The sequence below is a fragment of the Nostoc sp. DedVER02 genome (genome assembly GCF_034530675.2).
Lineage (GTDB): Bacteria > Cyanobacteriota > Cyanobacteriia > Cyanobacteriales > Nostocaceae > Nostoc.
On the sequence record NZ_JAVRCP020000018.1, the window covers coordinates 118,645 to 141,518 of the forward strand.

Consider the following 22,874-nt stretch of genomic DNA (forward strand, 5'->3'; position numbering starts at 1 on the left):
TTGTGGATGCCATAGTAGAAAGATCGCACACACTCAAACAAGCCTTGGTTAATTTTGTCCTAGATGCTGACGGCGAACTAGCACAAGCGCTGAAAGTTTATGCAGCTGCACAGATACCTAGCGGTAATGGCGATCGCACCCAACAACAAGTAATCCTTGACAGGTTTATTACAGAAGGGAAAATTGGCGATCGCTCACCTATAGAGTTATTTATCGCCAGTCATGCAGATTTGTCAGAGAACGATCGCAATCTACTCAATAGCTGGCATCGTAGTTTTATTGGTTTATTTGCTATCACCCAGATTTTACCTGATGGCTTAGAACTCATGAACTGGCTGACAGCTAAACGTTACATAGTTCTGACAGCCAAAAATTACATTGTCAAGTCTAACAGCCCTGAAAAACAACCAGCCATATCTCGTTTCAAGCCAGGAGATATTTTACTAACACGCATTTTTCCTCTTACTGATAATGAGTGGATATTTTCTGGCTCTCACACATTTATGGGTAAACTCGGTAAGCCAAAACTCGCCGTCGCCATTGGAAATTTTAAAGATAATTATAAAAGTCATCTTTACAGCGATGCTCCAGACTTATTAGAAGAAGCATGGCAGTCAGTAGAGCAATATCATCAGCAGTTTGTTGAGTTTTTTAGGACTGATGAATTGACATTATCAGGATACCAACTCAATAAAAAGATAACTGAATTTCGAGAAATTATCACTGATAAATATCTCAAAGCCGCCGGAGTTAATAGCTCCAAATATTTGAATGAAATAGTAGCAAAAGCTGGTATTAGTCCAGAAGAAATTATCGTCGCTGCTAAAGAATTTGGAATTGATACTAACGCTGTTTCTCAAACCTTCGATGGGAAAAACAGCAAGCAAAAAATGGTTGCACCTAAAGTAGGTTTACCTGCTGAACTCATAAGAGCAGAACAAGTCACAGCGATTTCTCACCCACGTTGGGGATTGATGTTTTTATCAACATATACTAAATTCACAACTATATTATTAGCTGATGATTGGCAAAGTATTGAAGGTGCAGTAAAACTAATTCGTCACTACTTAGAAGATAAAAATATTAATGCTTATACATGGCATCGTTTAGCAAAAAAATATCCCACTCAATTAGAAAAAGTCTTGCAAGATTTCTTGCAACGTGCTGAATTTAGCCTGAGCAATGATTTAGACAAAATTTTGCAAGAGTATGGTAAACCTATCGAGCCAGAATTACCAGAAATTGCTAGTGTTCCTTTACATCTACATAATTTATTTCAAGAAGCACTTACAGAAGTGAATAAATCTAAACCCAAAGGTAAAGGACAAAAACAACCAGTGAAAGGTTTTCAAAGAGATTAGTTTAATATCAAGTGCATCTCAAATCCAGGGAAGTAAGTCGGAGAAAAAATTTATGCACCGCAGTGGAATGAATGGATGGCGTGAGAAAGTTAGGCACAGAAAGCGATCGCTAAAAGGTCAGTTCCTCCGGTTTTGTATCAAAAGTAATATCCCCAAGCCAGAGCAAGGAAAAATTAGGATTCTTCCTTTTACTTGGTGACGCTCAAAATAGCGAACTATAGATATTTTGAGCTTTTCAAACATCCTCTTAAAGATGGAGGAAGCGTCTATACTTGACATTGATTAAAAGGTTCTCGAATAAAATAGAGTGCATCGCGTTTTTGAACTTCCATACCGCCTCTATTCCAACTGATCCAACGAGTTATAAATTTTTTCCCTTGCTCTCGATGTTCAATAGCAACAGTAAAGTTATTACGGAGTTCCCGATAACACCCATCCAAATTTGTCAAGGTCAAATCTAGTACTGGGATATTAAATTTATTCTCCCCTTTATTGACAACAAAAAATCCTTCACTGCCTCGCTCCATTAGCAATACAGTCGGACTATCAATGCCTGTTAAAATATTTTCTTTGATATTTTTTCCCTGATTTCCTCGTTGATGCATAATCTGGCGGAATTTAACACCATATTTGATAAAAGAAGAATCTCTATTATCCCAGTTCAGTATTAAAGGAGTACCACTTTCTCTCGCCAGCACATACGCTGTTGCAAGATATGAGTCAAAGGGATCGCTATAGGGGTTAATGGCATTAGAATTAATCTCGCGGATAGTATCGTGGTTTCTGCCAAAGGTAACACTATGCGAATCGTTTATGCCTGTGGTCACTCGCAGCGATCGCAAATCTCCACCGAAGCTAAAGGCATTTTTAATTGAATTATAAAGAGCAAAATCTGTGACAGCAGCAATCCAGTTATAATCTTCTGCACTGGTGTCCCTATCTATAATTACCTCAACATAATTCCATGCTTTTCCTTGGCTTTGTTGCTTTACATAGCTGATGTATTCTTTGACAACATCTGCTGGCAGATGCTTGGCAGCATCAAACCGAAATCCATCAATCCCTAAACTTAGCAATTTTTTTAAATGAGCTTTTTGAATTTTTTTAACGTTATTGGTAAATCTCAGATCGGGAAGCCCACCTAACCAACAATTAATTTCTGAATCTCTATTGCCATCACTATAATTAATGCTACAAGATTTTTGACCTGGATGGGTTGAGTCGGAATTAAAATCACTTAGAAAAAGACCTGGAAATTTCGTTAAATCTTCAAACTCATCATTGCCATCTAAATTAGCCATGTGATTGAAAACAACATCAGCAATCACTTTTACATTACAACTATGAGCTTGACTAATAAGCTTTTTTAAATTTAACAGTGAACCTCTACCTTCAATAATGCTGTAGTCTACAGGTTGATAGCGTGCCCACCATTCTGGAGCCGGATTAGATTTTTGACCTGGAGAAATTTGAATGTGAGAATATCCTTGCTTCCCTATTTTACATACCAACTTTTCAAGATCACTGTACTGCTGATCAAATGCATGAAAAATTGCAGTAGGTTTTTCTGCTGCTAATGTCTTAATCGGGTAAATGCAAATTGTGCAGATTCCAACTGTACAGATAAAAATAGTTTTCATCAAATACATTATTGTCAAGCTATCTCGTGTTTTACTAGATATTGTTGCAGACATGATTCAGAAACCATTTATAAAGTAAATCTTTAGACGACTAGACGACGTAACATAATACGAGTCATAACGGCATATATGGCAGCTTCACTCATTTCAGGGAGACGCTCGTAATCCTTATTAGTAATAATTCAGAGTTTATGATTTAAATATAGCAATCCTAAATTACCTAAATTATTCGTAAACAAAAAGAACCCCGGTTTCTTCAATAAACCGGGGTTTTGAGATTTGTGATTTTCAAAACTCAGATAGATTGCTATATGCTCTTAGTTTTTGTTGATTAATTTATTCTTTGGAAGTCCCAAACTTCTTTTTAAATTGTCAAAAACCCTGAATCTAGACTTGCTCTATGCTGTGTTATAATAAGGAGCTTCCAGAAAAGTTAGGGGATTCGGGATAAGCCTGTTACTACTTGAGCATATTCCTTTTAGACATTCTTCTGTAAATCTGAAATATCCCAGGCTCGGTCAACTTCATGAGTCAGGTCTTTATCGTCTGCCCTTAATAACTGCTCCAACTGTTGAGCTAGTTGACGCGATCGCGCCACCAATATCGTATCATCTGTCTCCATATTCGCCATTTCCCGCAAAGCCTGCTGATCGTGGCTTTTAAAGATGTTAGCGGCTCGACGCGCCTTATAAGAGCGGAAACCCAATAAATTGAGTGCTTCCACTCCCATCTCTACCGCTGAACCAAAGGTTTCCCGTTCAACCACTTCAACCCCTCGCCGAAGCAACTCGTAGGCATGATTACGATCAATAGCCCGCGCTAAAATTTTCAGGTGAGGAAAATATTTATGAACCCGATCAACAGTTTCTAGGCTTTTCTGGCGATCATCTATGGCTAAAACAAATAGCTTCGCCTGCCTTGCTCCTGCTGTATGTAGCAAATCAATTCGGGACGCATCTCCGTAATGGACTTTGAAACCAAAACGCCGCAGCATATCAATTTGAGTCGGGTTGTGATCGAGAACTGTGGCTTTAAAGCCATTGGCAATCAGTAAACGACCAACAATTTGTCCAAAGCGGCCAAAGCCTGCGATGATTACTGGATTTTCATTGTCATGAATGGAATCTGCTTCTGGCTCAACTGCTGTGGTTACGAAACGAGACTGCACGAACTTCTCATTAATCAGCATGATTAATGGTGTCAGCACCATTGACAATGCAACAACGGCAACAATGATACCCCCCACGGCTGTAGTTAGGACGTTATTTTTAGTAGCAAACGAGAACAGAACAAAGGCAAATTCACCTCCTTGGGCGAGGGCGGAGGCGAAAAGTAGATTCTGGCTGGCTTCCAACTTGAACAACCAACCCAACCCAAACAGCACTGCAAACTTAATAATTGCTAGTCCGATGACTAATCCAAGAATCAAAAAGGGTTGTTGAATTAGCAAATTAAAGTTGATGCTAGCCCCAACCGAAATAAAGAACAGCCCCAACAATAAGCCTTTGAAAGGTTCAATATTAGTCTCCAGTTCGTGACGATATTCGTTATCCGCCAAAACAACTCCGGCAACAAACGTACCCAGTGCAGGTGAAAGACCAACCTGCTGCATCGCCAGGGCAATCCCAATCACCAATAGTAGAGCTGTCGCCGTGAAAATTTCTTGCAATCGGGTAGCAGCAATAAAGCGGAAAATCGGGCGCATTAGAAACCGTCCGGCAACAATAATGCCACCCACTGTTACCATGACCAGCAAGGCTTGTTGCCAACCTGGTACAGTTGCCTTTTGTTGCTCTGCGGCGACAAAGATTACCCGATTAACAACCAAACTCACTGTCGGGCTGTTTTTCATTGCCAGTAACGGTAACAGAGCTAACATTGGGATAACTGCGATGTCTTGAAACAGCAGTACTGAAAAGGACGATTGTCCGCCTTCTGTTTTTATTAACCCTTTCTCGTTTAGGGTTTGGAGAACGATCGCCGTTGAAGACAATGATAGAATCATGCCGATCGCTAAACCCATTTGCCACGAGAGCCCGGAAATTAAACTCAGGACAGTTATAACCAAAGTCGTAACTAGAACCTGCAAACCTCCTAATCCAAGAATCGGGACGCGCAATCGCCACAGCAGGAATGGTTGCAGTTCCAAACCAATCAAAAAGAGCATCATCACTACACCAAACTCGGCGAAGTGCATCACATCATCGCTTCCCTCACTTCCCACAAAGCCTAGTACAAAGGGGCCAATGATTACCCCGGCAATCAGATAGCCTAGAACTGAACCAAGTCCTAATCGTTTGGCAATTGGTACTGACAGCACCGCCGCCATCAAGTAAATAAATGCTTGAAAGAAAAAATCTTCATTGTGCATGGTATGGGGCCTCTTGTATCTTGATCACTTCAGCTAAGTTTTGGTTTAAATGTTTGAATTGCTTGAGAAGTTCCCAGCTTATAGTGTTATCACGCAGACCGATGATTGCAGTACGGTAATCATCTGCGTGTTTAGCAATTTGGTGTTGCTGTCGTAGCTGATGTGTTTCATGTACAAGAAAGGGCGGTAAATATTCCATGCCACAAAGACGCGCTGTTTGCTCAAATGGCACTAGCAGTTCTTGGATAGAAAAGTAGTTATATCCCTCCCGACAGTAAGCTTGTTCGCTTCCCCCCGTCGTGATTGCTGAAAGCAGTTTTTTGCCATGCAGCGCCGTTCCTGTATTACCGTAAGCAAATCCATGCTCTAACACTAAATCCAGCCACTCCTTCAAAATAGCAGGACTGCTGTACCAGTAGAAGGGATGCTGGAAAACGATAATATCGTGGGCAAGGAGTAAATCCTGTTCAAACTTCACATTAATGTCAAAGTTAGGGTATGCCTCATAGAGGTCATGAATAGTGATTGAATCCAACCCCTGAACAGCTTGAATCAAATGTCGATTCACCCGTGACTTTTCAAGTGCAGGGTGAGCAAATAAAATTAATATTTGGTTAGAACTGCCCATTGGTTTTGCATATAAGAGTTAAGTGGCTGCTCTTTGCAAAGAATAGCATCCAAACTTCTGTTAACGTGAGTTCGACGGATAAAACAGCCCAAAAAGCTTGCTAGATAAGAATTTGCTTAACTGGATAGACGAAGTGCGCTCTGGTCAATTTGATGGCTGGTTTAGCTGCTTACACCTACTTGGTGAAAGCAGATTGCGATCAAAAAATTGCTGGCGAAGTATCCGCAGTGGGGAATTGCTTGTGTTGATGGGGTGTTGGTGGATTGGGATGAGTAATAAATTCGCCCGTAAAATAAAGCATATATTTCAGGAATCGTTTCCATTCTCAACGCCATGCTGCCTCTAGCGTTATTTCTTTCCGTATCAACTTGGTGCCCATTAGTAGCAGTTCTGAATCCCTACTGGTTGCATTCTGACGGATGTATTCACAACATCTGAATTTTTTTTCAATCATTGTAACAATTCGCCAAAAAATTTACATAGATAATAGTGGTATAATTTTTTGTACTTGACAGCAATTTTCTTACACTCTTCTCTTAGCTTTTAATAAAAGTATTGAACTCTTAAATAAAATTTAAAGCTCCCATGAACAAAATATCGCTTAACTACAAATACTCAATTATTCCCCTATTAGGTGCAATAATAGTTAGCAACGAATTTTTCTCCAAAGTATCGGCGCAAGATATTTCTGCTCCAGAGACTACTGATTCTGTTGCAGTCACTGTCAAAAACCAAGAGTTTCCACAGTGGGGATATTACATGGTGCGAAGAGATTTTCGCAAATGTGCTTCTCCAATATGCGGTGGATATTTTATAAAGCTTGTCAATTTGAAAGCTACTCCTTGCTTAGATGGTGTTTTTCGCTCCGAATGCTATGTGTCTGCAATTGATTGGAGTTCCCTGAAACTCTCGGCTTACGAACTAATAAAAATTCAAAATGATGATGGTAGCCGTGTGGTTCTCAGAGGTAACATCGTTCCAGCAACATTTTCTGGATTCGGTGAGTTTGGGAATTTGAGAGTAAAAGAAGCCTTCTATGCGGCGACAAATACCCCAGCAAAAGGTACTTTTGTAGCACTAAAAGACAATGGTATTCGTTGCATCACAACTCCTTGCTTCTCTACAGATAATCTGGTTCTAAATAAACCTAAGACTGCTCAAGTTTCGTCAATTGATTTGAGTCAAACTGGTGCAACACAAAAACAACTTGACGCAGCAACAAATGAAATTTTCGATCAAGGTTTGATTGCTCTAGGTAAAACTGAGGTAGCAGAAAACGCAGATCCAACCAAGAGAGATACTAAGTTTGTGGCTACACAATTTTATTTGAGAGTGGAACCAAAGTAAAAGAATTTTAGCTCAGATAAAATAATTCTCAAAATAGACAAGCGGTGTGGGAGCGATATCTGCGACGGACTATTTAGCGTCGCACTTCAAATACTGGCATATTACAATACTCGTTCCCATCCCCAACGCCATGCTGTCTCTACAGTAATCTCCTTGCCGTGCGCGCATTTATTCTATACGGTGTCGGTAGATCCCGCATCTATCTGTACTTTTGCAGAATATGAATTTAATATATTCTAAATATTTAATTTAGAATTTTTACTCCTCCAAAGGATGATGGTTTAGCAGCTTTGGTATATCTTGTATGCAACATAGAGATCACTATACCCTTTTTACTTGTATGAAAGCGCCCTTAATAAAAGGGAAAAGGTTAAAGGCGAAAGGGGAAAGGTAAAAGATGTTTGTTGTCGTATACAGGACTTCACCAAAACAACAGGGATCGCGAGTTGCCGAACCAGACGCTACTTATTTGAAGTCAGGTTAAACTAACAAAAAAGCATTTGCAATTAAAAAACATTCGTTGAGGATCTGTGTGACTTATTTTGATGGACTACTTTGGACACAACAAAGCTGGCTTGAGCAAGCCAGTAGTTGGATTGATTGTGAGTTACATCAAAAAGAGATCAAACGCATTGATTCAATTAAGCAGCTTCGCGTTCGTCACTGGTCAACAGTTCTGCAAATACCCACAAGCATCGGTAACATTTATTTCAAAGCAGTTGTATCAGAGCTTGCTTATGAAGCCGCACTTAGCCAAGTTCTATCGCATCGGTATCCTCAATCTATGCCACAAGTTTTAGCGATTAATGGGGAGCTTGGTTGGCTACTTATGCTTGATGGAGGGATGATGCTTCAGGACACTCTGAAAATTGAAGATGACATTAAACATTGGCAGAATCTTTTACCCTGCTATGCAAAATTGCAACAAGATTGTACCAAATATCTTAATGAGTTTCTGGAACTGGGTGTGCCTGATCGTCGTTTAGCAAGCTTGCCTGTTATGTTTCAACAACTGCTAATGGATACCGAAACATTAGGGCTGAATCAGCCTGGTGGACTTAATTTACTCGAATATCAGTGTTTACAGAATCAGGCTAACTTATTAGTTAAATTATGTGAAGAACTAGCGACCTTTGGTATACCAGAAACTTTGCATCATGGTGACTTACACGATGGGAACATCTTTATTTGCGATGAAAATTACTTGTTTTTTGACTGGGGTGATAGTAGCATCACTCATCCTTTCTTCAGCCTCCATAGTACCTACGATTGTTTGAAGAGGAGATTTAAATTAGCAAAAAATTCATCTTGGTTTGAGCGACTGGGAGCTTGCTACTTAGAACAATGGGCTGAATATGAGACTAAGGAAAGACTCCAACAAGCGTTTGAGCAAGCTCAACAGTTGTCTCCTATTGTTGTAGCTTTGAGGTGGCTACCAGTTTTATCCACAATGAATGCAATCCATCGAAACCAATATATGGAAGCAGTTCCAAATTTATTAAGGGAGTTTCTAAGCATGATCTCAGTTTGATTGATCAGCACAAGTAAGATGTTGTGAATCTACTTCCCATCCTGCTGCTCGTAGCTGGGCATCAATGAGGCGACGTATTTCTCTCTCATCCAGGTCAATATCCCCTGCTTGTTGCGGTAAGCGAAGCCATGCCGTAGGCTTATTGCGTATCATAGAAAGAGATCGCGCTTGAAAGCGAGTTATACCTTATGTCTCTGACAATCAAAGACTTAGAACAATTACAGTCACAGAATCCCGATTGGCAGATGGAGCTAGTAGAGGGAAACATCATCGTTATGGGGCCATGCGATTATGAGTCAGACGAAATTGGTTCTCGCCTATTAACGTTTCTTAATATGTGGGTGATGCCTCGCAAGTTAGGCAGAGTTACAGGTTCCAGCGCTGGTTTTATCTTGCCAAGCATTGAAATCGGTGAAACTATGGGCGACCCGGAAAAAAGAAACTTACGCGCTCCAGATGTTTCATTTGTTCGGGCAGAACAACTCAAGAAAACTCAGCGTGATTTTGTGCAGTTAGTCCCCGATCTCACGGTTGAGGTCAAATCTAAAAGTGACCGTATCAAACCACTGGAAGAAAAAATAAAACTATTCCTAGAACTTGGTTCTACAGTAGGTATTCTCATTGACCCTGACAAACTTTTAGTTACAGTTTATCGCCCTAACCAGGAAGCAGTTATTTTAAGAGATAACGACAAATTAGTAATACCAGAGTTACTTCCAGGTTGGGAATTAGCAATAGCCGAATTATGGCCACCTGAATTTGAATAACTCAATTAGGGATTAAAACAGAGAATAAACGAGGAAAATAAAATTATTCCGCCACGCCCGTTGCACAAAATGAATTTTCTTCAACTTCAGCGATGTCTAGCAACAAGCCGTTTCACATCTACGCTAATCAAACACGGGAGCAATTATAACAGGGTTATTCTGCTTCCTTGTCAGCGAAAAAAACAAGTTTTGGCTGTAGAAGTCAAAGTAGTTGATGAGGGTGAAAGTTCCGCGCCGCCCGTGCCAAATGCTGAAAAGTGGTCGCAAGGTCAAATGTACGACCGGAGCGGATGCAGAAATTAAAAGTTGCGGCAAATTCGGGGCAGAATCCAGGGTTTGAGTATTTGCAAGAGTGCTGGGATGATCCGGCGAAAGCAGATTGTGATCAAAAAACTATTGGCGAAGTTTCCACAGTGGGGTGTTGCGATTGTGGATGGGTTGCTAGTGAAGTGGGATGAGTAAGCCGGAGTCTGCACAGGTGAAATCTGCTGTGAACAATTGGTTTGAATGAGTGCGGCAGGAAAGGATTGTGATTGCGATGTCGGGTGAGGTTGTGTACACGCCAGAGGGTAAGGCGGTGGAGGTGTAGGAGATGATGCGGCGGTTTCCGATGCAGGGGTAGGGTTTTGTGTCTGCCTAAAATTTTAAATAGTCGAGTCAGGCGATCGCTAATCGCTACTCGCTACTCGCTTTCAAGCTAGACTCTGGCGCATAGCCCTGTTTTATGAATGAGTGATAAATTTGTGCAAAAAAATCAATGCTTTTCTAAGATGCAAAAGAGTGCTTTAGGAAGGGGATCGAGTATCCCATGATAGACCGTTTGTTTAGCTAAACGCAGATTAAATCGTTCTTTGAATATCTCCTGAATCTCCTCTGGGCTAAAGCGGTAAGGGCCTTGTTCTCTTGTTTCCTCTTGAGAGAAGCATTTTAGTAACAGGTAGCACTTAGGCTTTAATAAGCTTGCGACTGTTTGCACATAAGTACCATAGCTTTGGGGTGGTAGAACATGGAAGCATCCTCTGTCAAGAATCAAATCGAAAGATTGTTCCAAACGACTGTTGAGAATATCATCTTGCTGAAACGAAATTTCTAATCCCTTTTGGTTTGCTTTTGCTGCCGCCTGACGAATGGCCGCCTCTGATAAATCTGTCGCCATCATCTGAAATCCTCGTTCGGCTAGGGCGAGCGCTTGAGTTCCCGGCCCTGTTCCCAAATCCAGCACTGAACCATTGCTCAGTTCAAGGGTAAGGAGCGCTTCTTCAATATCTGGATCTAAGCTAGGGTTGAACCAGGGCATGGTTTCAACGGCTTGTTCTTGATAGAGCGCTTCCCAGTTCGGAAATTCTCGTTCGGTCATCATTAGTTACTCCTTCTATTGAATAGTTGAATCCCAAAAAACGAGGTCATTTTCATCCACCAATACCGGAACTTTACCGATGGGAGATAAACTCAGAAATTCTCTTGATTTATTGTTAATGTCTGTTTCTTTGGGTTCGTAAGGTAGCTGCTTCTGTGCCAGGACAATTCTCACTTTCCGAGCGTAAGGTAAGCGCTGTGCATAGTATAAGATTCGCGCCATATCGCTGCTATAAATTCAGTATTGTGATTTCCTATTTTTAATGGATTTGATGCATGATATTGTGATTGGTTTGTTCATCAATAGAGAAGAGTTTGGGCTTGCTGTTTAATACCCAGATTTCCTTGTCTAGAGCATTACCCTGTAATGTAGTTAACTTGATGACACTTCAACGACATTTTGGGCAAAGCTTTTATAAGCATCGCCCATTTGTTTCGCTATCGAGTCAGGAAAGACGTGAAAATCCCCAGCTTTGAGAGCTTTTATTATCCCATCTGCCACAAGTGCAGGTGGCTGTGAAACTTCACTCATTCCTGCCGCATCGCTCATATCCGTGGTAATTGGGCCAGGGTGAACACTTAGTACAAGCGTGTCCTGCTTACTTAATAGTTCTCGTAATGCCTGGGTGATTGAATAGGCCGCAGCTTTTGAGGCACAGTAAGTCGCAGAGTCAGGGAAACCCTTGAGCGAAGCAACAGAATTGATTTGGGCAAAGACACCACCTCCATTGGCTTTGAGTACCGGGGCAAACGCCTGAGCCATGTAAATCAATCCATATACATTGATCTTCATCTGAAATTCGAGAGCGGCGATTGCATTCTCAGTTAGGGGAGTTCCAGCTTGAAAGACTCCTGCATTATTGACAACTATTTGCACATCTGGGGCACTTTGAGCAGCAGCAACAATAGATTGGGGATCGCCTAAATCAACCTGAATTGGTACTACCCGTAAGCCGTATTGTTCAACCAATGAGGAGACACTGTTGATCTGACGAACAGCCGCATAGACTTTGTTGGCTCCATGTTCAATAAAGGACTCAACTATCGCCTTGCCGATGCCACGATTTGCGCCCGTAACCAAAATGGTTTTGTCTTTGATGTCGTAGTTCATTTGAATTTCTCTTTATGGTTTTCCACGATCTGAAAAACCTTGGACAATCGCTCTAAGTTAGGGCAAAGAAATTTAGCTGCTCTCTTGAAGAAAGACTGCGGCTTCCACCGTTTCCTCTAGCATGGTATCATCATCCATCATCCGAATCTAGCAACACCGATTTTTTCGCCGTCTTTGAAGTTTGTGCTTTTGGACACCTCTTTCCAGTCCGGTTGGTTCCGTTATTTGGCGAATGCAGCGATCGCTTATAAAACACCAGAGCTTGTAAAACAGGGAAATTCAGTTACGTTGTTGGTTGAAAATTCAGTTTCGGGTGAAAAGGTCAAAGCAAATCATGAAGGTGAAAGTTCTGTCGTGCCTGTCCCCAATGCTGAAAAATGGTCGCATGAGACGATTGTTGCAAGGGCAAATGTGCGATCGCTACGTATGCAGAAACTCAAAGCTGCGGCGAATTCGGGGCAGAATCCGGGGTTTGAGTATTTGTATGAGTGTTGGGATGATCCGGCGAAAGCAGATTGTAATTAAGAATTAGAATTATCGTCAAATATTAGTTATGAACTAGAAATTATTAATTTAATTATGAATTAACATGACAAAGAAATGGCTTTCTATCGTCGGTATTGGGGAAGATGGATTAGAGGGGTTAAGCGCGATCGCTCTTTCCCTAATCACTCAAGCTAAAGTAATTGTCGGAGGCGATCGCCATTTGGCAATGCTGCCTACAGACGATGAACGTGAAAAACTAGTCTGGACATCACCAATTAGCACCTCTGTAAACGAAATCATTCAGCGTCGTGGTCAGTCAATCTGCGTACTTGCAAGCGGCGATCCTATGTGTTACGGCATTGGTGTCACCTTAATGCGGCGAATTCCGGTTTCTGAAATGACGATTATCCCCGCACCTTCAGCCTTCAGCCTCGCTTGTGCCAGGATGGGATGGTCTTTAACTGAAGTGGAAACCTTGAGTTTAAATGGTCGTCCATCCTCCCTACTCCAGTCTTATATTTACCCAAAAGCACGACTGTTAATTTTGAGCGAAGGGAAGGACACACCCGCCGTTGTTGCGGAGATTTTGACAAATCGCGGCTATGGTGGCAGTAAAATGACCGTGCTGGAGCGTATGGGCGGCACTCATGAAAGAATTATCGAAGGGACGGCTGCATCTTGGAATGAAACTGAAGTTGCGGCGTTGAATGCGATCGCAGTTTATTGTATTGCTGATGCTGGGGTTGTTCCATTACTAAGATTACCAGGGCTACCAGATAGCGCTTACCGCCACGATGGACAGTTAACGAAGCGGGAAGTTAGGGCAATTACTCTAGCAGCTTTAGCACCCACACCAGGCGCACTGTTGTGGGATGTTGGTGCGGGTTGCGGTTCAATTTCCATCGAATGGATGCGGAGTAATCCTCGGTGTCGAGCGATCGCGATCGAACAAAACTCATCTAGACTACTCTATATTGCCGATAATGCCGCCACTCTCGGTACTCCAAATCTGCAAATCATTGCAGGGAAAGCGCCCCAAGCCCTGAAAAACCTGCCAACACCAGATGCCATTTTTATTGGTGGTGGGGTTACAGCAACAGGACTCTTTGATGTTTGCTGGGAAGCACTGCGGCCGGGTGGGCATTTGGTCGCAAATGTGGTGACAGTAGAGGGCGAGCAAACTTTATTCCAATGGCATGAACGAGTCGGTGGGGATTTAATTCGTATTGCCATTCAACGGGCGGAACCTATTGGTAAATTTTTAGGCTGGCGGGCAATGGCACCTGTGACGCAATGGGCAGTTGTAAAATAATATGATTTATGTGCGATCGCTAGCGATCAAAATTTGAACCGCGCCATAGCGAGGATTTGAGATAACTAAGTTGGAATTTATGGGCAAGCAACGTGTTCTTTCTGGAGTTCAACCAACCGGCAATTACCATCTAGGTAACTACTTGGGAGCCATTCGCAACTGGGTAGAAGGTCAGAGCGAATACGAAAATTATCTGTTTGTGGCTGATTTGCACGCGATTACAGTGCCACACGATCCAAAACAGTTGGCAGATGATACCTATACTCTTGCTGCTCTGTATCTAGCTTGTGGTCTTGATTTAAATCACTCCACCATCTTTGTGCAATCTCACGTTTCGGCCCACAGTGAACTGACTTGGTTGCTCAACTGCATTACACCTCTAAACTGGCTGCAAGATATGATCCAGTTCAAAGAAAAGGCTGTAAAGCAGGGAGAAAATGTGAGTGCAGGCTTATTGGATTACCCTGTCTTGATGTCAGCTGATATTTTGCTTTACCAAGCGGATAAAGTGCCAGTGGGTGAAGACCAAAAGCAACATTTGGAATTGACACGGGATATTGCAGCTCGGTTAAATCACCAATTTGGTAAACCAGATCAGCCCGTGCTGAAGTTACCAGACCCTTTGATTCGTAAGGAAGGGGCAAGGGTGATGAGTTTGGCTGACGGTACACGCAAAATGTCGAAGTCCGATCCTTCGGAGTTAAGCCGAATCAGTTTGCTCGATTCACCAGAACAGATTCAATACAAAATTAAGCGTTGTAAAACCGATCCGATTCGGGGTTTAACTTTTGACGATCCAGCGCGTCCAGAGTGTAATAATTTGTTAACGCTGTATACATTGCTGTCTGGGAAGAGAAAGGAAGATGTAGCTGTTGAGTGTCAAGATATGGGCTGGGGACAATTTAAGCCATTATTAACGGACACAATTATTGAGTCCCTGAAACCAATTCAAGAAAAATATCATTCGGTAACGGCAGACAAAAGTTATTTGGAGTCTGTGTTGCGGGATGGTGGGGAAAAAGCTAGAGCGATCGCCAATCAAACTTTATCACAAGTAAAAGCTGCTTTAGGCTATTCGCTTCCTCTCTAAGCTTTCGCTTTTAGGTGTGATTTGCTATACCATTTAAGAAATTGAAATTCTTAATTTTATGTATCACACCCATAGCCCCACAGCCTTCCGTAGAGCTATACAAGCAGGTGAATTTCTAGTTACCGCCGAGGTAGCACCGCCAAAAGGGGGAGATCCAGCGCACATGATTCAAATGGCGGCGACTCTTAAGGGGAGGGTTCATGCCGTCAATGTTACTGATGGTAGCCGCGCTGTGTTACGGATGTCTTCGTTAATCGCGTCGGTGATTTTGTCGCAAAACGGCATCGAGCCGATTTGTCAAGTTGCTTGCCGCGATCGCAACCGCATTGGTTTACAAGCTGATTTAATGGGCGCTCATGCTTTAGGTATTCGTAATATTTTAGCTTTAACTGGCGACTCAGTAAAAGCAGGCGATCATCCAGATGCCAAAGCAGTGTTTGACTTAGAAGCGGTTAGACTACTGCAACTAATTCGGAAGATGAATCAAGGTGTTGATTGTAACGAAAAACCCTTGACTGATGGAGCGTTAGATTTATTTGTTGGCGCAGCAGTAGACCCACAATGTAAAAGTTGGTCGGGTTTACAAAGTCGATTTGAACGCAAAATCGAAGCTGGAGCGCAGTTTTTTCAAAGTCAGTTAATTACTGATTTTGAGCTACTAGAAAAGTTTATGGATACCATTGCATCTGGCTATAAAAAACCAATTTTGGCAGGAATTTTTCTGTTGAAATCGGCAAAAAATGCCCAGTTTATTAATAGATGTGTTCCGGGTGTAAATATTCCCCAGCATATTATTGATAGATTGGCAAAAGCCAAAGACCCTTTTGAGGAAGGGATGAAAATTGCCGCAGAGCAAGTACAGATAGCACGGCAATTATGTCAAGGTGTCCATTTGATGGCAGTTAAACGGGAAGATGCGATCGCACCGATTTTAGATTTAGCTGGGGTTGCTCCACTTAATCAGTTGGTATCAAAGTAAATTAAATAAAGGCTTTTTGCTGAAAGCAGATGCTAACATTCATCTGCTTTTTTTAATGCATAATTAGACGTGTATACACTATTCTTGATAAGCTTTTAATATCCAATTTTCGCTTGACTAAATCCAGGTGCAAACTGATAAAATATTTTATAACCTATTTCAAACTTTCCCTAGCATATTTTTTGCTATAATTGGCAACAAGACTGCCAATGCCAACGCATATAAATTTGTTTCACTTGAAGTAAAAGAAACTGCTTTTAGGATTGATGGGGTATTTATCCCCACAACTGAAACTATAAATCAACCACTTTACTTTGTTGAAGTCCAGTTTCAATTAGACTCAACTTTTGATAGACGCTTCTTTGCCGAAATCTTCACTTACTTGCGTCAAAACGAATCCGTCAATTTTTGGCGTGCTGTGGTTATCTATCCTCAAAGGAGTTCAGATCCGAGCGATCGTCTACCGTATGAGTTGTTACTAGACAGTTCACAAGTGCGACGCATTTATCTAGATGAATTAGATACGACGGAGAACTCACTTCAAGTTGCGATCGTTAAATTAATTATCGAAAGAGAAGAGACAGCCATTGACAAAGGTAGAGAATTGATTTTACAAGCAAAGCAACAACTGGCAGATGAATCTACCAGCAAACAAATTGTAGAATTAATAGAGACTATTCTGTTGTACAAATTTACCCGGTTAAGCCGAGAGGAGTTAGCAGAAATGTTGGGTATAGACGATGAATTCAAAAAAACACGGATGTATCAATCAATCCTGAAAGACGGCTTAGAAGAAGGTCGCCAGGAAGGTCGCCAGGAAGGTCGCCAGGAAGCTAAGTTAGAAGCTATTCCTCGGTTGTTGGCATTGGGATTGAGTGTAGAGCAAGTGGCGGTGGCTCTCGATTTAACGGTGGCGCAAGTACAGCAAGCAGCGCAAAATTAGTCATCTGATACTGGGTAGTGCTTGCGTCTAATTTAATTAGCAAGTGCGACACCCATAGCTTACTCCTTTCCTGCGGAACGCTACGCGAACGGATAAGCAAGCTAGGCGCAGCGTCTCGTAGAGAAGCGTTAGCGAGTCCGCTTACTCTGTAAGAGTTGCAAGCTACGCTTTTAGCGTCTCGTAGAGAGCGTCATAGCCTGTTTTAGACATCGCCTCTTTTTCTTTTAGCTAAACCAGAAGCGATGTCTACCTCGGACTTACGCCTACGAACTAAAAATCTGGGTTACATCTTACCGTGTTGCAGCACTTGTTGTAGATGTTGGCGAATCTGTTGTACATGTTCAATATCAGATTGCCGCAATTTTTGGAACAACTCTACACAAGGCTGAGAACCTGCTTGCTCTGCATCTTGGATGTAGGTATCATAAGCTTTAACAGCTTCAGCCTTATTGTGCAAGACGGTGACAAAATCATACTCTAAGTCGCTAATCGCTGTTTGAGATTGTCCGTTACTTATATTTGTAGTCATTGCTTGACCCTCTTTGAGAATTTCTAATTAACTTTATACTCATCCTGAAAGAGCGATTCATCTTCCAAAAAGAGTATATTTCAATACGTCGAAAGTACCTTGCGAGTGTAGGTTACAACAGTATCCAATCTCTTTTTTCCATACATACTAGTGCATAAAAACAAGATCCCCAACTTCTTTAGTAAGTCTGGGATCTGTGGATTCCAATTCTCACAAATCAAATAGGATTGCTATGTCGGTATCGCTCAAATGAATAATTAGCATTACTCTACAGATAAATCAGGATATAGGACAGACAAGGGAGAAAATTCTACCTCGTCTTCCTACTCCTCATTTTCATAGAAATTTATCCAAGAGGTTGATTATCATCACATTGACGTGAATACTGGAATTCCAAATCATTTTGCCGTTCTCTACCTCCTTTATACACAACTGGACAAAGCTTGGTGTTCGCGCTCATACAATCCATGTGTGGTGTTTTAGCACACACCACGAGGAGTCCACCTAGAACAAATAACAAACCACAAATTGCAAGCGTATTAACCCAGGAAATTTCCAGCGCTCCGTGAACTACTATTTCTCGCAGTAGGGATACAATTGTTACCTCAACTGCTACACCCACAGAGATACTATGTTCTTGCAAGTAAACCATTAATAGTCGGAATAACTCGACTAAAATTAACACAAATAGTATTTTTGCAGTCACGTGTTTATAGTCTAGTGGCTGCACGAGGGCGATCGCTATCCCCCACAATTGGATCAGCATGACGGCGAACAAACCCAAACACAAGACAATCACAATTAAGTCTTGAAAGGCTTCCATGTTGCGAACAATTGAGTGCCGATCGAGCCAGCGATCGCTAAATAAAAATCGACTTTTCTGGCGCTTTTGCATGTACATTTCTTTCCAATCGGGACAAGTTCAGACAACACCAGCGAGTCAACCCAATAGTTTTATGTTATGCAATATTAAGCTTTTGCGCCTCAGCGAGGTTGGTAATTTATCAGTCATTGGTCATTGGTCATTAGTTTTAGACAAAAGACAAATGACAAATGACTAATGACAATCATTTTAAATTTTGTGCCTGTTGCAACAATTGCTCGGCATTTTTGGCCCATTGAGGATTACCCTGAGCGTTATATAAATCTCTAGCGAATTGGAATACTTTTACTGCATCGCTATATTGCTTTAACTGGATAAAAACTAACCCTGCACCATAATAAGCATTAGGATAGTTAGAGTTAGCTTCGGCTGATTTTCTAAAAGCCTCTAATGCTTCTTGTAACTTGTTTTGCTGAAACCAAATTGAACCGAGATTGTAGTAAGCTTCTGGATATTTAGGATTAATTTTTACTGCCTGATTAAAGGCATTTCTTGCTTGATCGAGTTTGCCTTGCTGAAGATAACACATCCCTATATGGTAAGGAGGTTCTGGTGCATTTCTGCTATATTCTATGGCTTTTTTAAAAGATGCGATCGCTTTCTCACAATCTCGTTGCTGCTCTCGTACCAAACCCAAGTTATAGTGGGCAAATCCTAATTTTGGATCTAGTTCTAACGATCGTTGCAAATAATCGTTAGCTAACTGTAAATTATTGCCCTCTAACAACGCACCACCTAAATTAGCAAAAGCTGGAGCAAATTTAGGATCGGCTTGTGTTGCTCGATAAAATGCGTCCGCAGAGGGTTGTAATTGCCCTGTTTGTCGGTATGCTAACCCTAAATTATAGTGCGCTGGTGCTAGTTTCGGATCTAACTTGGCTGCTTCTTTAAAGGCTGCGATCGCATCTTGTACTTTTCCCGCCTGAATTGCCTGTAAACCTTGGTTCAACCAGTCTATGGCTGTTTTACCATTAGATTGTGCTAGCTTTGAGGGGACAGAGGGAGAGAGAGAAAGAGACAGCGAGGGAATGCTAACAACCAACAAAGTCCAACTTACTAACCCTATTATGGGATATTTAAAAAATGATAATGTCATTGATTTTCTGATTCGCAACACTTTCAGTTAAATTTACTTCATCAAAAGTTATTTACGGATCTTTGTTGAATTACAGGAGCGACCCTGTTGAAGGATCTCTCCCTGAGCCACTACCTGATGTGATACCAGTCACATTTAGATTACTGGTTCAGCATTATTTGATTACGATAATTGCCGGGTTGATTACCCGAAGGGCGCAGGTCATAGCGACGACCATTTTTCAGTTGAATGCTAACCGTAACCCTGCTGTTGCGAAAAGGTACAGAGGCCACAGGATATAGTGCGGTCTTCTCCTTTTGGAAACACATCGCAATGGGCATTGACGGTATCGGCTCTGTAGGCGGTAAATCGAGAGTTGACTATCAAAACACTACAAGCGATCGCTTTATGTATGACATTCCAGCAACTCTTGATAATATTGCTCTGGTGTGCTGGGTAAATAAGTTGTCATGTGCAAAGTTTGTTCCCTCAATTTGAAACCTTGGGTAATGTTAATCCGGCTGAGGAAATCGATATCGTGGGAAATGACCCAAATAGCGCCTTGATAGTTATTGATACCTACCACCATTTGTTCAACAGTTTCAATATCTAGATTATTAGTTGGTTCATCAAGAATCAGCAGATCGATTTCTGAGATACTGATTATAGCAATCGCAAGTCTCGCCAATTCACCCCCACTCAGCACAGACGTGCTTTTATGAACGTCATCATATTTAAAGAGGAAGTGTCCCAACTGTTGACGCAAAAGCTGATAGCTAAGATTAGGATTGGCAGCTTGCATATTTTCTAAAAGTGTGTATTGTCGATTAACCAATTCGTAGGTTTGATCGAGATATACAGCTTTCATAGCGGGTGCTAGCAAAACCTCACCTGATTCTAAAACTGCTGTTTGGTTTTCCACTCCCAAAATAGCTTTTACCAGACTCGATTTACCAGAACCGTTTGCGCCGATAATGGATATGCGATCGCCAGAAGATACATGCAATTGAATATTTTGAATCAATAGACGTTCTGATACCCTAAGATTTGCACCTTGGATATTAATTAGATTTCGGCGCTTTTGATTTTTTTCTTCTAGCTGAATACTTGTGACTTTCGTAGTTTTGACTTTCGTCTCTGCAACCTTTTGATTAGCCTTGACTACTGCTACCTCATGTTTCTTTTTTGCAGTTCCGGTAGAGACCTCAGCTTTGGTTTTAATCAGTCCTGCTGCCATTCTATCAATACTACCATTCAGAAACTTGGCGCGACCGTTGCGGCTAGATTGGGCTGCGCGTTGCTGTTCTTGCATAGCTGTGGCTTGGGTACGTTTTAGTTCCTTTCTGGCGACTTCGTGCGATCGCAATGCTACCTCTAACTCGATTTCTTTCTGCTCTCGATATTGAGAAAAATTCCCTCCATATACTCTCAAAGCATCAGGTGTAAGTTCCCAAGTAATATCTGTAACTTGGTCTAAGAAAAAAGGTTTATGTGAGACAATTACAAACGCCCCAGTGAAATTTTGGAGAAATTGTCTTAAGTTTTCTAAAGCTTGTAAATCCATGTGGTTGGTTGGCTCATCCAGCAACAGCAAGTTGGGCTGTTGAGATAATCCGATCGCCAGAAATAGTTTTGTCAGTTCTCCACCGCTCAAGTTAACAATTGGTAGAGAAAGATTAATATTTATCCCGAATTGTGTTTGCAAAATCTCCTCAATCTTCCACCATTCATCAGAGACGGAAGTCAAAAAATTAAGTACTGTATCTGCTGTAATTTCTTGCCTGATAGTGCTGATTTGTGGCAAATAGTAGACAATACCATTACAGCAAACGGAACCTGCATTTGGGGTAATTTGACCTGCAAGTATCTTGAGGAGGGTTGATTTTCCTATACCGTTGCGACCTACTAAAGCGATGCGATCGCCTGCTTCGATACTCACCTGGATTTTGTGAAATAAAGTTCTATCTAAGCTGAGTTCGTAGGTTAAATTCCCAGCTAATAGTATTAATTTTTTCTGCATTATTCTCAAACCTCAATTCGCAAACTTCCACCCGTGTCTTCACAAAAATTACGGGTTTAGACACAAAAGAATTAGCCGCAGATACTTGTCAAGCAGTTAAATATAGATACGAGTGATGACAATATTTTTAGTGCATGACTATGTGAAGTAACCCTGTCAAACTAGTTGCGTTTATTCTTCGTTGACATTTGTTGCTTTGGTGCAACAGGTGTTTGGTACTACTTCATTTGTGCTATCTCGTTGAAGTTGTGATGAGGTTTGATATTCACTACAGTGTACCATAAAGCATCGGTGAGGGTTAGTGCAACCTTGGGGGCAGAGCGTCACTGCTGCACCAGGAGCGTATACCCGGTTGAGCAGGCTATTTTGCATGAGCGATCGCAGCAAGTACGGCAGACATTGACCCAGCTTTCAGATCGGCAACGACAGGCGATCGAACTTGCGTATGATGCCGGACTGAGCCAATCAGAAATTGCTCAACAACAGTGATACAGAGTAACTCATCTATCAATATCTAACCTTAGAGGATGTTTTAGATGAACTCTCTGGGGCTGAACTTAAGAAGCTGCAAGACAAACGGGCGAAAACCAAAACCCAACGACACCAGCAGCGCAAAGCCGAGTTGTCCCATCGCTATGAAATTGACGTGACCCCTGAGCTTGTTGAGAAAGATGATAACGGGTGGTATCCTCTTGGTTCAAAATTGCCTCTAGCAATGCAGTGGGTAAGCTGCTAGTTACCATGTATTTCCACTGAATGCTTAATTATAGAAAAACTTTTAGCTCATGTTCTACTCATAATTGTTGCCTTTAAATTACTTAAGCTTCATCACTTAAACTAAATTTAAACTCTTCACTACGGCTTTACACTTATTAGCATTTACTTTACAGCTTCTTGAGGCTAATATCATTATTTTTATCATTGTGATAACAGCTTGAATGATTGATATTAGAGAAGTAGTTTCAATTTGAGTTGATTAAATCAGTGAATAAGAAATGGGCGACTAAACGACTCACAATCAATCTGGCATCCGGGGAAGCAGAAAGATTAGAAAAATACTGCTCAATCACAGGACGACCAGCAACAGATGTGATTCGAGAGTTGATTCGCTCTTTGCCAACCGGAGAAACACAAAATGCAACTTGAACCGCTTGATGAGTAACACCCGCTTTATTCGTTCAATTCAAGCACACAATACCAAAACACAAAACTGGTTCAGGTAATGCTGATTGCTGTATCAATAAAAAATTTCCCTAAATGGAACTATAAAACAGCTAAACTAGCTTTATAGTTCCATTTTTGACTTACCACGGAATAAAGTTATAAATCAATTACTATGGCTTTAAATATTACCCTGAAAGTTCATTGTTACAGCACTTCCCGAAGTTATAAGGTACATTAATTGCTCGAATTATTGTTTGTCTGTGTTAATAGTCTGTCAAGTT

The 22,874-nt window shown here is 41.4% G+C and carries 26 protein-coding genes and 1 pseudogene; 13 read left to right on the plus strand and 14 right to left on the minus strand.

Going from position 1 to position 22,874, the window contains the following annotated elements; genetic code table 11:
• The first annotated feature begins 2 nt into the window (after positions 1-2).
• Positions 3-1,361 carry a hypothetical protein gene (locus RMZ41_RS19055; RefSeq protein WP_322643340.1) on the plus strand — a complete coding sequence of 453 codons (1,359 nt, stop codon included), beginning with the start codon at positions 3-5 and terminating at the stop codon, positions 1,359-1,361.
• 266 nt (positions 1,362-1,627) lie between these two features.
• Here RMZ41_RS19055 and RMZ41_RS19060 read toward each other — a convergent pair whose 3' ends face one another.
• The 4 genes and pseudogenes from RMZ41_RS19060 to RMZ41_RS19075 all read right to left on the minus strand — a co-directional run bounded on the left by RMZ41_RS19060 (position 1,628) and on the right by RMZ41_RS19075 (position 6,000).
• Positions 1,628-3,055, minus strand: a complete 1,428-nt coding sequence (locus RMZ41_RS19060; protein ID WP_322643339.1) for an alpha-amylase family glycosyl hydrolase — start codon at positions 3,053-3,055, stop codon at positions 1,628-1,630.
• A gap of 29 nt (positions 3,056-3,084) precedes the next feature.
• A pseudogene (locus tag RMZ41_RS19065) lies at positions 3,085-3,174 on the minus strand (IS5/IS1182 family transposase); the annotation flags it as partial.
• A 305-nt stretch (positions 3,175-3,479) separates the two neighbouring features.
• Positions 3,480-5,372 carry a monovalent cation:proton antiporter-2 (CPA2) family protein gene (locus RMZ41_RS19070; RefSeq protein WP_322643338.1) on the minus strand — a complete coding sequence of 631 codons (1,893 nt, stop codon included), beginning with the start codon at positions 5,370-5,372 and terminating at the stop codon, positions 3,480-3,482.
• Positions 5,362-6,000: an NAD(P)H-dependent oxidoreductase gene (locus RMZ41_RS19075; RefSeq protein WP_322643337.1), complete on the minus strand. Its 639-nt coding sequence runs from the start codon at positions 5,998-6,000 to the stop codon at positions 5,362-5,364. The genes RMZ41_RS19070 and RMZ41_RS19075 overlap by 11 nt, the downstream gene beginning before the upstream one ends.
• A 585-nt stretch (positions 6,001-6,585) precedes the next feature.
• On the opposite strand from RMZ41_RS19075, the gene RMZ41_RS19080 reads away from it, so the two are divergent.
• Positions 6,586-7,347 carry a DUF6748 domain-containing protein gene (locus RMZ41_RS19080; RefSeq protein ID WP_322643336.1) on the plus strand — a complete coding sequence of 254 codons (762 nt, stop codon included), beginning with the start codon at positions 6,586-6,588 and terminating at the stop codon, positions 7,345-7,347.
• 532 nt (positions 7,348-7,879) lie between these two features.
• Positions 7,880-8,878 carry a phosphotransferase gene (locus RMZ41_RS19085; protein WP_322643335.1) on the plus strand — a complete coding sequence of 333 codons (999 nt, stop codon included), beginning with the start codon at positions 7,880-7,882 and terminating at the stop codon, positions 8,876-8,878.
• Here the strand turns inward: RMZ41_RS19085 and RMZ41_RS19090 are convergent.
• On the minus strand, positions 8,870-9,031 hold the full coding sequence (locus tag RMZ41_RS19090) for a hypothetical protein (protein WP_322643334.1): 162 nt from the start codon (positions 9,029-9,031) through the stop codon (positions 8,870-8,872). The genes RMZ41_RS19085 and RMZ41_RS19090 overlap by 9 nt on opposite strands.
• 35 nt (positions 9,032-9,066) lie before the next feature.
• On the opposite strand from RMZ41_RS19090, the gene RMZ41_RS19095 reads away from it, so the two are divergent.
• Positions 9,067-9,645, plus strand: a complete 579-nt coding sequence (locus tag RMZ41_RS19095) for a Uma2 family endonuclease (RefSeq protein WP_322643333.1) — start codon at positions 9,067-9,069, stop codon at positions 9,643-9,645.
• 336 nt (positions 9,646-9,981) lie between these two features.
• A complete protein-coding gene (locus RMZ41_RS19100; protein ID WP_322734478.1) occupies positions 9,982-10,107 on the plus strand; it encodes a hypothetical protein in 126 nt (41 codons plus the stop codon).
• 292 nt (positions 10,108-10,399) lie between these two features.
• Here the strand turns inward: RMZ41_RS19100 and RMZ41_RS19105 are convergent, their stop codons facing one another.
• From RMZ41_RS19105 to RMZ41_RS19115, 3 genes are all read right to left on the minus strand, one after another.
• On the minus strand, positions 10,400-11,005 hold the full coding sequence (locus RMZ41_RS19105) for a class I SAM-dependent methyltransferase (RefSeq protein WP_322643332.1): 606 nt from the start codon (positions 11,003-11,005) through the stop codon (positions 10,400-10,402).
• 12 nt (positions 11,006-11,017) lie between these two features.
• Positions 11,018-11,224 (minus strand): glutathione S-transferase N-terminal domain-containing protein, encoded by a 207-nt coding sequence (locus RMZ41_RS19110; RefSeq protein WP_322643331.1) that lies wholly within the window; start codon positions 11,222-11,224, stop codon positions 11,018-11,020.
• Positions 11,225-11,374: 150 nt separating this feature from the next.
• Complete coding sequence (locus tag RMZ41_RS19115; protein ID WP_322643330.1) at positions 11,375-12,112, minus strand: SDR family oxidoreductase; 738 nt, start codon at positions 12,110-12,112, stop codon at positions 11,375-11,377.
• 183 nt (positions 12,113-12,295) lie between these two features.
• Here RMZ41_RS19115 and RMZ41_RS19120 point away from each other — a divergent pair, with 183 nt between their 5' ends.
• The 5 genes from RMZ41_RS19120 (at position 12,296) to RMZ41_RS19140 (ending at position 16,922) form a co-directional block, all read left to right on the plus strand.
• A complete protein-coding gene (locus tag RMZ41_RS19120; RefSeq protein WP_409875621.1) occupies positions 12,296-12,637 on the plus strand; it encodes a hypothetical protein in 342 nt (113 codons plus the stop codon).
• A 64-nt stretch (positions 12,638-12,701) separates the two neighbouring features.
• Positions 12,702-13,910, plus strand: a complete 1,209-nt coding sequence (gene cbiE, locus RMZ41_RS19125; protein ID WP_322643328.1) for a precorrin-6y C5,15-methyltransferase (decarboxylating) subunit CbiE — start codon at positions 12,702-12,704, stop codon at positions 13,908-13,910.
• Between the two features lie 79 nt (positions 13,911-13,989).
• On the plus strand, positions 13,990-15,000 hold the full coding sequence (gene trpS, locus RMZ41_RS19130; RefSeq protein ID WP_322734477.1) for a tryptophan--tRNA ligase: 1,011 nt from the start codon (positions 13,990-13,992) through the stop codon (positions 14,998-15,000).
• A gap of 58 nt (positions 15,001-15,058) precedes the next feature.
• Positions 15,059-15,979 carry a methylenetetrahydrofolate reductase gene (locus RMZ41_RS19135; protein ID WP_322643326.1) on the plus strand — a complete coding sequence of 307 codons (921 nt, stop codon included), beginning with the start codon at positions 15,059-15,061 and terminating at the stop codon, positions 15,977-15,979.
• Between the two features lie 127 nt (positions 15,980-16,106).
• Positions 16,107-16,922, plus strand: coding sequence for an Rpn family recombination-promoting nuclease/putative transposase (locus RMZ41_RS19140; protein ID WP_322643325.1), 816 nt, complete (start codon positions 16,107-16,109; stop codon positions 16,920-16,922).
• A gap of 283 nt (positions 16,923-17,205) precedes the next feature.
• On the opposite strand, the gene RMZ41_RS19145 is transcribed toward RMZ41_RS19140, so the two are convergent.
• A complete protein-coding gene (locus RMZ41_RS19145; RefSeq protein WP_322643324.1) occupies positions 17,206-17,451 on the minus strand; it encodes a hypothetical protein in 246 nt (81 codons plus the stop codon).
• A gap of 346 nt (positions 17,452-17,797) precedes the next feature.
• Positions 17,798-18,352 (minus strand): phosphate-starvation-inducible PsiE family protein, encoded by a 555-nt coding sequence (locus RMZ41_RS19150; RefSeq protein ID WP_322643323.1) that lies wholly within the window; start codon positions 18,350-18,352, stop codon positions 17,798-17,800.
• Between RMZ41_RS19150 and RMZ41_RS19155 the strand changes: the two genes are divergently transcribed.
• Entirely contained in the window at positions 18,345-18,512 is a 168-nt protein-coding gene (locus tag RMZ41_RS19155; RefSeq protein ID WP_322643322.1) for a hypothetical protein, read from the plus strand. The genes RMZ41_RS19150 and RMZ41_RS19155 overlap by 8 nt on opposite strands.
• 6 nt (positions 18,513-18,518) lie before the next feature.
• On the opposite strand, the gene RMZ41_RS19160 is transcribed toward RMZ41_RS19155, so the two are convergent.
• The 3 genes from RMZ41_RS19160 to RMZ41_RS19170 form a co-directional block, all read right to left on the minus strand.
• Entirely contained in the window at positions 18,519-19,430 is a 912-nt protein-coding gene (locus RMZ41_RS19160) for a tetratricopeptide repeat protein (RefSeq protein ID WP_322643321.1), read from the minus strand.
• Positions 19,431-19,815: 385 nt separating this feature from the next.
• A complete protein-coding gene (abc-f, locus tag RMZ41_RS19165; RefSeq protein ID WP_322643320.1) occupies positions 19,816-21,429 on the minus strand; it encodes a ribosomal protection-like ABC-F family protein in 1,614 nt (537 codons plus the stop codon).
• A 171-nt stretch (positions 21,430-21,600) separates the two neighbouring features.
• Positions 21,601-21,801, minus strand: coding sequence for a hypothetical protein (locus tag RMZ41_RS19170; RefSeq protein WP_409875625.1), 201 nt, complete (start codon positions 21,799-21,801; stop codon positions 21,601-21,603).
• On the opposite strand from RMZ41_RS19170, the gene RMZ41_RS19175 reads away from it, so the two are divergent.
• Positions 21,721-21,918 (plus strand): sigma factor-like helix-turn-helix DNA-binding protein, encoded by a 198-nt coding sequence (locus RMZ41_RS19175; RefSeq protein ID WP_409875624.1) that lies wholly within the window; start codon positions 21,721-21,723, stop codon positions 21,916-21,918. The genes RMZ41_RS19170 and RMZ41_RS19175 overlap by 81 nt on opposite strands.
• 68 nt (positions 21,919-21,986) lie before the next feature.
• On the opposite strand, the gene RMZ41_RS19180 is transcribed toward RMZ41_RS19175, so the two are convergent.
• Positions 21,987-22,172 carry a hypothetical protein gene (locus RMZ41_RS19180; protein WP_322643318.1) on the minus strand — a complete coding sequence of 62 codons (186 nt, stop codon included), beginning with the start codon at positions 22,170-22,172 and terminating at the stop codon, positions 21,987-21,989.
• Between the two features lie 232 nt (positions 22,173-22,404).
• Between RMZ41_RS19180 and RMZ41_RS19185 the strand changes: the two genes are divergently transcribed.
• On the plus strand, positions 22,405-22,575 hold the full coding sequence (locus RMZ41_RS19185; protein ID WP_322643420.1) for a CopG family transcriptional regulator: 171 nt from the start codon (positions 22,405-22,407) through the stop codon (positions 22,573-22,575).
• The last annotated feature ends 299 nt before the right edge of the window (positions 22,576-22,874 follow it).

Coding starts and splice junctions, on each gene's coding strand:
- RMZ41_RS19060 (WP_322643339.1), bottom strand. CDS start 3,055: ATGTCTGCAACAATATCTAGTAAAACACGAGATAGCTTGACAATAATG.
- RMZ41_RS19070 (WP_322643338.1), bottom strand. CDS start 5,372: ATGCACAATGAAGATTTTTTCTTTCAAGCATTTATTTACTTGATGGCG.
- RMZ41_RS19075 (WP_322643337.1), bottom strand. CDS start 6,000: ATGGGCAGTTCTAACCAAATATTAATTTTATTTGCTCACCCTGCACTT.
- RMZ41_RS19080 (WP_322643336.1), top strand. CDS start 6,586: ATGAACAAAATATCGCTTAACTACAAATACTCAATTATTCCCCTATTA.
- RMZ41_RS19090 (WP_322643334.1), bottom strand. CDS start 9,031: ATGATACGCAATAAGCCTACGGCATGGCTTCGCTTACCGCAACAAGCA.
- RMZ41_RS19095 (WP_322643333.1), top strand. CDS start 9,067: ATGTCTCTGACAATCAAAGACTTAGAACAATTACAGTCACAGAATCCC.
- RMZ41_RS19105 (WP_322643332.1), bottom strand. CDS start 11,005: ATGATGACCGAACGAGAATTTCCGAACTGGGAAGCGCTCTATCAAGAA.
- RMZ41_RS19110 (WP_322643331.1), bottom strand. CDS start 11,224: ATGGCGCGAATCTTATACTATGCACAGCGCTTACCTTACGCTCGGAAA.
- RMZ41_RS19115 (WP_322643330.1), bottom strand. CDS start 12,112: ATGAACTACGACATCAAAGACAAAACCATTTTGGTTACGGGCGCAAAT.
- cbiE (WP_322643328.1), top strand. CDS start 12,702: ATGACAAAGAAATGGCTTTCTATCGTCGGTATTGGGGAAGATGGATTA.
- trpS (WP_322734477.1), top strand. CDS start 13,990: ATGGGCAAGCAACGTGTTCTTTCTGGAGTTCAACCAACCGGCAATTAC.
- RMZ41_RS19135 (WP_322643326.1), top strand. CDS start 15,059: ATGTATCACACCCATAGCCCCACAGCCTTCCGTAGAGCTATACAAGCA.
- RMZ41_RS19145 (WP_322643324.1), bottom strand. CDS start 17,451: ATGACTACAAATATAAGTAACGGACAATCTCAAACAGCGATTAGCGAC.
- RMZ41_RS19155 (WP_322643322.1), top strand. CDS start 18,345: ATGTACATTTCTTTCCAATCGGGACAAGTTCAGACAACACCAGCGAGT.
- RMZ41_RS19150 (WP_322643323.1), bottom strand. CDS start 18,352: ATGTACATGCAAAAGCGCCAGAAAAGTCGATTTTTATTTAGCGATCGC.
- RMZ41_RS19160 (WP_322643321.1), bottom strand. CDS start 19,430: ATGACATTATCATTTTTTAAATATCCCATAATAGGGTTAGTAAGTTGG.
- abc-f (WP_322643320.1), bottom strand. CDS start 21,429: ATGCAGAAAAAATTAATACTATTAGCTGGGAATTTAACCTACGAACTC.
- RMZ41_RS19170 (WP_409875625.1), bottom strand. CDS start 21,801: ATGCAAAATAGCCTGCTCAACCGGGTATACGCTCCTGGTGCAGCAGTG.
- RMZ41_RS19180 (WP_322643318.1), bottom strand. CDS start 22,172: ATGGTAACTAGCAGCTTACCCACTGCATTGCTAGAGGCAATTTTGAAC.